Here is a 9,906-nt window from a genome sequence, read left to right on the forward strand (position 1 = left end):
GCGACATCGTGCCCATCTTCGCGGTTCAGGCGGCCGGTCGTCGAGCGACGAATCGCTCGACGGCCTTGCGCGCCATCTCGGTCACGGGCGCGAACCTCGCGAGGGCCCTCGTGGTGAGCTCCGGACCGGCCAGCTCGGGGCTACCGGTGCGGTAGGGCGGGTGCGGAGCATATTCCATCTGGAGCTCGGACTCCCTGGCGACCTCCTCGCCGTACAGATCGTGGATCAAGCGCAAGGCGATCTCGAGGCTCCCCACGACCGGCCCGGCCGTGAGGCGGTTCCGGTCCTCCACCACGCGTCCTCCCCGCACCGGCGTGGCGCCGAAGTGCTCCAGAAGATCGACGACGTGGAAGTTCGACGTGGCGCGGTAGCCCCGGAGCAGCCCGGCGGCCCCTAACACGAGCGAGCCGCCGCACACGCTGGTCACCCACCTGGCGCGGCTGCCACGATCGGCGATGAACGCGAGCGACTCGTCGTCCTCCAGGATCTCCGGGGGGACCGCCCCGATGTTGAGGACGTCGAGATCCCGCGGGCACTCGCTGAACGTGGAGGTGGCCCGCGTCGGGAACGTCGGGAAGCCCGTGATCGGATCCTTGTTCTTCCAGACGAGGTGCACCTCGGTGTCCGGCAAGGCACCCAAAGCGGTCTGCAGACCGATGATATCGACCGGGAAATAGCCTGGGCACACGAAGATGCCGATCTGGAGCTTGTGGGTCGTGCTCGGCAAAAGATCACGCTTGCCCTCATCCTGCTGATTCATGGGGGTTCCTCTCGATCGTTGTGGAAGGGGCCGCCCTCCGGCGCGGAGGAGCGCTGCCCTGACCCGGGACAGGATGGCTCCCCCGAAGGCTGTCCGAAAGGACAACATGGCAGCACTTTCTGCCATCCCGCGGAGATCATGATAAAGGATGCCATAAGGAAAACGCCGGGTCTGACAGCGGCGCACACGCGCCGAGAGGTTTGGCCATGCTGCCGGGATATCGCAGATACTCCTGAACGGGACGGCTCATCGAGGGGATGGGACCTCGGGCGGCGGATCAGACTGCCGTCATTTGGACCCCGACTGCCGTTATTACGGGAGGACCCGACGGAGCCCCGACCCTTGCCGACAACCACGGCGAGCATGACGACCAAGCCCCCGGCCCTTGCCGACAAGCCCGGCGACCCTGTCGACCAAGCCCCCGGCCCTTGCCGACAACCGCGGCGAGCTCGTCACAAGGACCCCAGCCCTTGTCGACAAGCCCGGCGACCCTGACGACCAAGCCCCCGGCCCTTGCCAACAAGCCCGGCGACCCTGTCGACCAAGCCCCCAGCCCTTGCCGACAACCGCGGCGAGCTCGTCCCAAGGACCTTAGCCCTTGCCGACAAGCCCGGCGACCCTGACGACCAAGCCCCCGGCCCTTGCCGACAACCGCGGCGAGCTCGTCACAAGGACCCCAGCCCTTGCCGACAAGCCCGGCGACCCTGACGACCAAGCCCCCGGTCGTTGCCGACAAGCCCGGCGACCCTGACGACCAAGCCCCCGGTCGTTGCCGACGAGCCCGGCGAGCATGCCTTCGATCTTGGACTTCATGGCCACCGAGCCGCGGAAGAAGTAGCCGACAACCGGAAAACGCGTGCCGCGGGGCAGGCAAAGCCCTACACAGGACACCATGACAATTCCCAGGAAAGGCCGCAGGGTCGTTCGCGTGGGCGACACGGACTATGCCTTCCGAATTCGGAAGAAGCCGACGTACAATCAAGCGGCCTTCCAAACGTCGATGACGCTCGCCATTCTGCCGCGCGACGCCGTCTCCGGAAGCGTGCTCATGGTCGACCTCGTGGTCAGCCGACCGGACAATTGGTTGAGCCCGCATCAGACGGCCGTGACGCCGGCGATGGTCCGCGAGATGATTGCGGGGGCCCTGGCGAGCGGCTGGCAGCCGTTCCACGCAACCGCGCCGTTTTTCTACAAGTACCCCCTGATCCGCGATTGCCCTTGAGGCGCGCGCCGGGTCAAATCCCCTCGGGGGCGAGCGCCCACGACCCGGCGCGCGTCGTCGGCGGCGTCACCCCTTGGGCTTGCATTCGATCTCGGTGCGCGCGCCCTTCTTCACGTCGCACGTATACGTCGCAGTTTCCTTGCATCCAATGAGCTTGATCGTGCGCCCATATCCGGAGGCCGACCTGTCCTCGGTGATCGGCATGAGCGTCCCGCAGCCGGACAAGAACACCTCGGTCACCCCGTCCTCGGGAATGGGCCCGGCGCCCATCGGGACGAGCTCGCTCGTCTTGCAGCCCGTCTGGGCCTGGAAGACGGCGCGCGCGTCCGCCACCGCCGCCGCGAACGCCTGCACCTCGGGCGGCGGGGGCTCGCATTGCGGACGAATCTTGTCGTCCTCGCAGACGTAGCGCGCTTCTTTGCCGCAGCCCTGCACGACCAGGCGGTGCCCGCGCGAATCGGACACCCGGAACTTCCAGGCGAGCGCGTCATCGTCCGAGGCCTTCGTCTCGTCGAGCGCGCACCCCGTCGCCCGCCAGAACATCGCGCGCGCGACGAGCGATCTGTTGTGGAACGATTGCACCTCGTCGACCTCCCGGGTGCATTCCTCCTCGTTGAACTTGCCGTACAAGAGCGCGGTCTCGTACGTGCAAGACTCCGACATCCACAACCCGCCGCAGGCCTGGAGCTGGCGGCCCGTTTGCACGAGCGGCGCCGAATCGACGTTGCAGGACAAGATGTCGTCGGGCGTCGTGGCCACGGGCGCCGGGTCCGAGGGCCAGACGCGCCCACCGCCGCACGCCGAGCCGAGCACGACGCCCGCGACGACCCACCACCCCCCATAGGTCTTCATGACCCCCGATGGTACCTTAGCTCCCGGGGCCACGCGCAACCGCGACGTAGAGAAACGCCTCCTTGCAGCCGTAACCCTCGTGCAGCGTCGTGTCGACGCAGAGATCACGCACGCGATACTGACGGCCTCCGCCGTCGGGTGTCTCGATGGTGATGACGCAGTCGAGATCCACGGCGGGCGTCTGGATGGCGAAGAACTGCCCCGCGGCTCGCATCGGCTGGAGCTTCGTCCTTTCGCCGACCGGGCAGTCGATCCATACCGATGCATCCGCGACAGGCTCCCGCACGGGCCCCGCGCCGTCGCGCACCACGGCCACCCGAAGGTGACCGGCGGGGTCGCACGCCATGAGCAAGAGCGGGAAGAGCGCGCCGAGGGAGAGGTTTCGCTTCACGAGATGGGAGTACCACGGAAGCGTCGGCGTTGAGGAGGGGAACCACCTTCGCGCCGCCCCCGAGAAAGGGTACGCTCGATCCCGCGCCATGACGCCGCGTCCCCATCCCACCGCCCCCACGAGGCGCACGCTCGCCGCAGCCGCCGCATTCGCCCTCGGCCTGCTCACCGCCGCCGCGCCCGCTTCCGCTTCCGCTTCCGCTCCCGCTCCCGCTTCCGCTTCCGCTTCCGCTTCCGCTTCCGCTTCCGCTTCCGCTTCCGCTTCCGCTCCCGCTCCCGTCGCCATTCCCGCGCCCGCGCCCGCGCCGCTCCCCGACCCGGCGTATCCTCCGCCCGTCATCCTCGAAGAGCCGCCCCCGCCGTCGCCTTCGAGCGTCCGATATCAGCCCGTCAACGTCGGGTTCATGTACCCGATCGCCACGAATGCCGGCGCGCCGGACATCTTTACCCACCTCGACCTGGCCCTCGTGCTCGGCCGGATCGGTTATCTCGGCGGGTTGCAGATCGGGCCCGTGGGCTGGGTCGGGTACGATATGCGGGGCGCGCAGATCGGGCTCGCGCACGTCGTCGATGGCCGCGCCGAGGGGCTCGAGTTCGATGGCATCTTTTCCATTGCACGAGGCGATTTTGCAGGCGCGCAAATCGCCGGGCTCATGGGGTGGACGAGCGGGCGGATGACCGGCCTCGCGCTCGCAGGCATGGCGAGTTACGTGGACGCCGACGTCGACGGGGTGCTCCTCGGCGGGTTCGTCTCGGTCGCCCGCGGAAAGGTCCGCGGGCTGCAAATGGCGGGCGGGACGAACATCGGGCGCGTCGACGGCCTGCAGCTCGGCGTCGTGAACGTCTCGGCCGAGGTGCGCGGCGTGCAAATCGGGCTCATCAACGTGGCACGCCGAATCAAGGGCGTGCAAGTGGGGGTCCTGAACATCACCGACAAGCTCGAAGGGGAGTCGCTCGGCCTCCTGCCGATTCCGCGGCGCGGCGGCGTCCACCCCGTGATCTGGGGGTCGAATTCGATCTTCGCGAACCTCGGCGTGAAGTTCGCGAGCGCCTATGCGTATTCGATCCTCGGGATCGGCCTCCACAACCGGCCGCTCCCCGACGGGAAACGGCAACCAGCGTTCACCGCGGGGCTCACGCTGGGCGCGCGCGTGCCGATCACCGAAGGATTCGCGGTGGCCGGGGATCTCGCGGGAAACCGGCTCTTCGCGGAGGGCGTGCCGCTCACGACACACGACGAGCTGTACAAGGCGCGCGTGCTCGTTTCGTTCGAGATCGCCAAACGGCTCGTGCCCTTCATCGGGGGAGGCGTGGCGATGGCGGTGCAGGGATCGGATTCGCTGCGCTTTTCCCTCCTGCCGGAGGGGACGGCGGGGATCGAGCTTTAACCGGCAGCCGCTGGAGCCGTCTCGCCCGGCGCGGGCAGGTTTTCCCCGGCCTGCGCCTCATCGTGCGCATCGAGCGCCCGGGCCGCGGCGAAGAGAAGCGCCGCGTGCACGAGCGAGACGAATGCATACGCGACGATCGGCACGATGTCGCGCTTCGGGCCACACAAGACGAGGAGCGCCGCGACCAAGAGGACGTTGTGGAGGGCCGACCAGCGGCCGACCCAGCGGGCCCGCGCGGCGGCGTCCGGACCCCGACGGAGCATGAGAATGCCGAGCCCGAGCAACGACCCGGCGACGTAAAGGCCACTCGGCGCCGAGAGCGTGAGAATGAGGATGGCGGGCTCCATGGCCTCGACAGGCCTGCCGAGCATCTCCAGGCTGATGACGAGCCCCACGAGCGCCACGAGCGCCCCCGGGATGACCATCTGCCCGAGCAGGAAGCTCGTGATCGCGGCGAGCTTGACCGACCGCGGCGTCTTGCCAGGCACCCAGACCGGCACCTCGGCGGCGCGGTAGGCGCTACCGCCCCGCTTCTCGTACCGCGAAAGGACGAGCCCCCACACGTCACGCCCCGCGATACGGCCTGCCACGTACAGCAGCGACGGCAGGAGCAGGGACCCCACAACGAGAATGATCTCCATCATGACCTCGGCCTCGATGGATGGACGCCCGAAGGGCGCCGAACGTTCCGTGGCGCCCGAGGAGGTAGGGTGGAGGGTTCGAGGAGACAAGGTGGGCGCCGGGGCTCTGCCCCGGACCCCGCGGGGGGCTGTCCGCCCCCTCGACCCCGGACCAGCGAGGCGCTGGACCCGGGGTTGAAAAACTGCGCTCCGCGCAGTTTTTCAAACAGGCCGACGAACAAGCCGGGGCGCCAGCAGAACCCACAGCGCGGCTGTCTCGGTTGGCAACGCTGCTGCTGGTCTTGACCTGTCCTGTTCGATGAACTGCGCTCCGCGCAGTTCATCGACCCCGGGTCCAGCGCCTCGCTGGTCCGGGTCCAGGGGTGGACAACCCCTGGTCGGGGTCCGGGGTGAAACCCCGGCTCCGCGCCTCAGCGCAGCGTCCTGTCAGGGTTTGCCCCAGGCCGCGTCCTTCCGATAGGTCGCGATCGACTCGGCGATCACGTCGAGGGCGCGCTTGCGATCGTAGAGGTCGTCGACCTCGCTGATCTTGCCTTCGAGGATCTTGTAGTCCTGAAAGAACCGCCGGATCTCGGCGAGGACGTGCGACGGCAGCTCCGTCGCCTCCTCGTAATGGGCATACGCAGGATCGTCGATCGCCACCGCGATGATCTTGTCGTCGACGCCCTTGTCGTCCCGCATGCGAAACCCGCCGACGGGCCGGGCGCGCACGATGGTCAGGGGATGCACGGGCTCCTGCATGAGCACGAGGATGTCGAGGGCATCCCCGTCGCCCGCGTGCGTCTGCGGGATGAACCCGTAATTCGCAGGGTAGTGGACCGACGAGTAGAGGACACGGTCGAGCATGAGCAGCCCGGTGCGCTTGTCGAGCTCGTACTTGAGCTTGGATCCACGCGGGATCTCGACGACCGCAGGGACGAACTCTGCGATGGAGGAAGGGACGACGTGAATATCGTGAAGAGGGTGCATGGTCTCGGGGGTTTGGGCGTAGCTCGGCTCGCCCGAGCGTAGCCCCAAGCGTGGAACGAAGGGGGCTCGTTCGGGCGAGCCCCCAGGAGGATCCTCAGGGAGCGAGCTTCGCGAGGAACATGTCGGTCGCGCCGGCAGACGTGAAGGGGCCGCCGCCGAAGTCGATGATGTTTTCGAAGGTGCCCGTCACCCACGTGTTCGTCTGCGGGTCGATCGCGACCGACTCGCCCGACTGGTGCGTCAGCATGCCGCTGCCGTACCGGGCGAGCCAAAGCGGCGCGCCGCTCGGGTTGAGCTTGCCGACGAAGACGTCGCGCCCGCCCGCGCTCACGACCGTGTTGCCGCCGAGACTGACCTGGCTGAAGAACTCGCCGGTGATCACGATGTTGCCAAAGACGTCGACCGCGAGCCCCTTGCCGCGCTGCGCGGTCAGGTTGCCGAACTTCTTGCTCCAGACGTGGTTGCCCATCGTGTCGAGCTTCGCGATGTACCCGTCGACGTTGTCCGTGCCGTCCGCGCACGTGAGCGTGGTGATGCCGCCGTCGAACGAGAACGAGCCGGAAAACTCGCCCGTGAGGACGACGGAGCCGTCCGTGGGATCCGTGGCCACGGCCAACCCGCGCTGCTCCGCGGCGTCGCCGTAGCCCTTGCTCCAGAGGTGCGAGCCGGCGCTGTCGTACCGAGCCACCACGATGTCGTAGTCGCCCGCGCTCGTGATCGTGTTGGCGCCGAAGCTGATGGTGTTCTGGAAGGCGCCGACGAACGTGACCAGACCCGCGGGGGTCACGGAGACCTCGTTGCCGAACTGCGTGCCCGCGCCGCCGAAACCCTTGCCCCAAACGGGGTTGCCGTTGGCGCTCGCGAACTTGAGGAGCATCGCGTCAAGCCCGGCCACGTTCTGGATTTCCCCGACGAAGGGGATGTTGCCCGAGAACTGGCCGACCACGTAGGCCGCGCCCGTCGCGTCGACCGCGATGTCCATGCCCTGCTGGGTCACGGTGTTGCCGACGGCGCGCTGCCAGATGTAGCCGCCGTCCGTGTTGAGCTTGGCGGCGTAGAGGTCGTCGCCGCCCGCGGTGTTCATGGGGCCGCCGCCGAAGTTGATCGAGCCCTGGAACGTGCCGGTGATGTACACGTTGCCCGCGCCGTCGACCGCGATGCCGTTGCCGACCTGGGCCGCGGTGTTGCCGTACTGCTTCGCCCAGAGGACGTTGCCCATGGGGTCGTACTTCGCGACGAGGACGTCGGTGCTGCCCATGCTCGTGAGCGTGCCGATGGCGCCGCCCATGTTGATCGAGCCCTCGAAGTGGCCGATCGTGTAGACGTTGCCCTGGGCGTCGACCGCGACGTCCATGCCGACCTGGTTCGAGGCGCCGCCAAACTGCTTGCTCGCGACGTGGTTGCCCGTGCAAGCGAGCGCCGCGCCGCTGCAGTCCTCGTCCGCCGGGGAGGCGCAGTTGTCGAGCGAGGGCAGGACCTCGCCCATGCAAGCGCCGTAGCCCGTTCCATCCGCGAGGCAGGTCTGGCTGCCGCCCTTGCAGAGCCCGACGCCGTTCGTGTTGTCGGGGCCGGTGTAGCAGTTGATGCTCGTGCCCGGCGCGCAAGCGCAGCCGATGCCGTCGTCCGGCGCGCCGTCGCAGTCGTCGTCCTGCATGTTGCAGGTCTCGGCCGAGGGCAGGACCTGCCCGACGCACGGGCCGTAGGACTGGCCGTCGGCCGCGCACGTGGCCTTGCCCCCCACGCAGACGCCCGTGCCGGCGGTGCCGGGGGGTCCGTCGTAGCAGTCCATCATGTCGCCCGGCACGCAGACGCAGCTCGGATCGTCGTCGACGTTGCCGTCGCAGTCGTCATCGGCGCCGTTGCACGTCTCGGCCGCGGGCAGGACCTCGTCGACGCATGCGCCAAACTCACCGTTTGGCTCGCACGTCTGCACGCCAGCCTTGCAGGGGCCGACGCCCTGGGTGCCGTCGGGCCCGGCGTAACAGGGCTGCGTGGTGCCGAGGGTGCAGCCGGACATGCCGCCGGTGCCGCCCATCCCACCGCCGCCCTGGCCGCCCTGGCCGCCCGTCCCACCGCCGCCCATCCCACCACCGCCCATCCCACCGGTGCCTCCGGTGCCGCCGGCGCCGCCCTGCGCGACGCCGCCGGTGGTGTCGGGTGTGGGCTCGCCGCAGCCAGCGACGGCGCTGAGCAAGGCGAGCGTGATCGTGGGGAAAGAAAGAGAAAGGAGTCGCGATCGGCGAAGCATGTCTGAAGCCTCCGGCGTAGACCGAGGGGAGTGATCCCGAGTTTCCGTCACATTACTGATTGCAAGGCCATCCACAATACCCCGGCCGCTTCCCGCCGTTTCGGGCCAGAATCCTTCGGGAAATCGTGTCCGGGGCGCGGCTTGACGCCCAGGAGGGGGTCTGGTCTCCTACGTTCCTGGATCGGCGTCCGCGAAGGACGCCGAATTCACGGAGTTTTGCCCATGCGAAGAGCCTTCTTCCTTTTTTCTTCGTTCGCCTTGTTCACCGCCTCGGCGCTCATGCTCGGTTGCTCGGCCGCGAGCACGGACGGCACGTTCACGGGCGGGCAAGGTGGCGACGCAGGGCAAGGGCAAGGCGGCTCAGCCGGCACGGGCGGACAGGGAGGAACGGCAGGTCCAGGGGGCGCAGGCGGCGACGGCGGCGCAGGCGGGTTCGAATTCCCCACCGACGGCGGGACGCCCGACCCGGAGCTGCCCGCGGAGGTGTTCGGGCACAGCCCCGATCGGCTCTACAAACTCGAGCCCTACACGAAAGAAGTCTCGGTCGTGGGCTACTTCGAGGGCTGCGGCGACGTCATCGACATCGCGATCGACAAGGACTCGAAGATCGTCGGGACAAGCTTCTACGGGCTCTACTGGATCGACAAGACGACCGCAAAGTGCACGGAGATCGCGAGCGGGAGCTACCCGAACTCGCTCTCGTTCGTGCCGGCCGGGACGCTCGATCCGAACCACGAGGTGCTCGTCGGCTACGAGAACGCGACGTACGTGCGCATCGACACGGTCACCGGCGTGATGACGACCGTCGGCTCGATCGGCGGCGGCTACTCATCGAGCGGAGACATCGTGTCCGTGAAAGGCGGCGGGACGTACCTGACGGTAAAAGGCAACGGCTGCGACGATTGTCTGATCGAGGTAAACCCGAAGACAGGCGCGCTCGTGAAGAACTGGGGCCCCGTCGGAAACTCGGACGTCTTCGGGATCGCCTTCTGGGCAGGCAGCGTCTACGGCTTCACGAACTCAGGCTTCCTCTTCGAACTCACCTTCAACCCGAACGGCACCAGCGTCACGTCGACGCCGATCGCGATTCCAGGGAACCCGAACCTACAGTTCTGGGGCGCCGGTTCGACGACGTTTGCGCCTGTCGAGCCGCCGCCGAAGTAAGGGAGGGGCACAGCATGGCGCCGCCGGGGTTTCACCCCGGACCCCGACCAGGGGTTGTCCACCCCTGGACCCGGACCAGGGCACGGCCCTGGACCGAGGGTTGAAAAACTGCGCGGTGCGCAGTTTTTCAAACAGGCCAACGAACAAGCGGGGTTGCCAGCAGAGCCCGCAGCGCGGCGGTCTCGGTGGGCAACGCCGCTGCTGGTCTTGACAAGGCCTGCTCGATGAACTGCGCATCGCGCAGTTCATCGAACCCGGGTCCAGCCCCTGGC

The 9,906-nt window shown here is 68.1% G+C and carries 9 protein-coding genes; 3 read left to right on the top strand and 6 right to left on the bottom strand.

Features of this window, described 5'->3' with window-relative positions; translation table 11 throughout:
* Positions 1-25 precede the first annotated feature (25 nt).
* Positions 26-760 carry a DJ-1/PfpI family protein gene (locus QHF89_RS45810; protein ID WP_136970897.1) on the bottom strand — a complete coding sequence of 245 codons (735 nt, stop codon included), beginning with the start codon at positions 758-760 and terminating at the stop codon, positions 26-28.
* Positions 761-1,652: 892 nt separating this feature from the next.
* Between QHF89_RS45810 and QHF89_RS45815 the strand changes: the two genes are divergently transcribed.
* Positions 1,653-1,982, top strand: coding sequence for a hypothetical protein (locus QHF89_RS45815; RefSeq protein ID WP_136970896.1), 330 nt, complete (start codon positions 1,653-1,655; stop codon positions 1,980-1,982).
* A gap of 66 nt (positions 1,983-2,048) precedes the next feature.
* On the opposite strand, the gene QHF89_RS45820 is transcribed toward QHF89_RS45815, so the two are convergent.
* Together QHF89_RS45820 and QHF89_RS45825 are read right to left on the bottom strand one after the other, a co-directional pair.
* A complete protein-coding gene (locus tag QHF89_RS45820; RefSeq protein WP_136970895.1) occupies positions 2,049-2,834 on the bottom strand; it encodes a hypothetical protein in 786 nt (261 codons plus the stop codon).
* 16 nt (positions 2,835-2,850) lie between these two features.
* Positions 2,851-3,225 carry a hypothetical protein gene (locus QHF89_RS45825; RefSeq protein ID WP_136970894.1) on the bottom strand — a complete coding sequence of 125 codons (375 nt, stop codon included), beginning with the start codon at positions 3,223-3,225 and terminating at the stop codon, positions 2,851-2,853.
* Positions 3,226-3,628: 403 nt separating this feature from the next.
* On the opposite strand from QHF89_RS45825, the gene QHF89_RS45830 reads away from it, so the two are divergent.
* Positions 3,629-4,612, top strand: coding sequence for an LA_2272 family surface repeat-containing protein (locus QHF89_RS45830; protein WP_136970893.1), 984 nt, complete (start codon positions 3,629-3,631; stop codon positions 4,610-4,612).
* Here QHF89_RS45830 and QHF89_RS45835 read toward each other — a convergent pair.
* The 3 genes from QHF89_RS45835 to QHF89_RS45845 all read right to left on the bottom strand — a co-directional run bounded on the left by QHF89_RS45835 (position 4,609) and on the right by QHF89_RS45845 (position 8,470).
* Positions 4,609-5,256: a hypothetical protein gene (locus QHF89_RS45835; RefSeq protein WP_136970892.1), complete on the bottom strand. Its 648-nt coding sequence runs from the start codon at positions 5,254-5,256 to the stop codon at positions 4,609-4,611. The two genes, QHF89_RS45830 and QHF89_RS45835, sit on opposite strands and share 4 nt — an antisense overlap.
* A gap of 423 nt (positions 5,257-5,679) precedes the next feature.
* Positions 5,680-6,222, bottom strand: a complete 543-nt coding sequence (locus tag QHF89_RS45840; RefSeq protein ID WP_136935672.1) for an inorganic diphosphatase — start codon at positions 6,220-6,222, stop codon at positions 5,680-5,682.
* A gap of 94 nt (positions 6,223-6,316) precedes the next feature.
* Positions 6,317-8,470, bottom strand: coding sequence for an SBBP repeat-containing protein (locus QHF89_RS45845; protein WP_284721812.1), 2,154 nt, complete (start codon positions 8,468-8,470; stop codon positions 6,317-6,319).
* A gap of 222 nt (positions 8,471-8,692) precedes the next feature.
* Between QHF89_RS45845 and QHF89_RS45850 the strand changes: the two genes are divergently transcribed.
* Positions 8,693-9,634, top strand: coding sequence for an NHL repeat-containing protein (locus QHF89_RS45850; RefSeq protein WP_136970890.1), 942 nt, complete (start codon positions 8,693-8,695; stop codon positions 9,632-9,634).
* The last annotated feature ends 272 nt before the right edge of the window (positions 9,635-9,906 follow it).

The organism is Polyangium sorediatum, assembly GCF_029946465.1.
Classification (GTDB): Bacteria; Myxococcota_A; Polyangia; order Polyangiales; family Polyangiaceae; genus Polyangium; species Polyangium fumosum.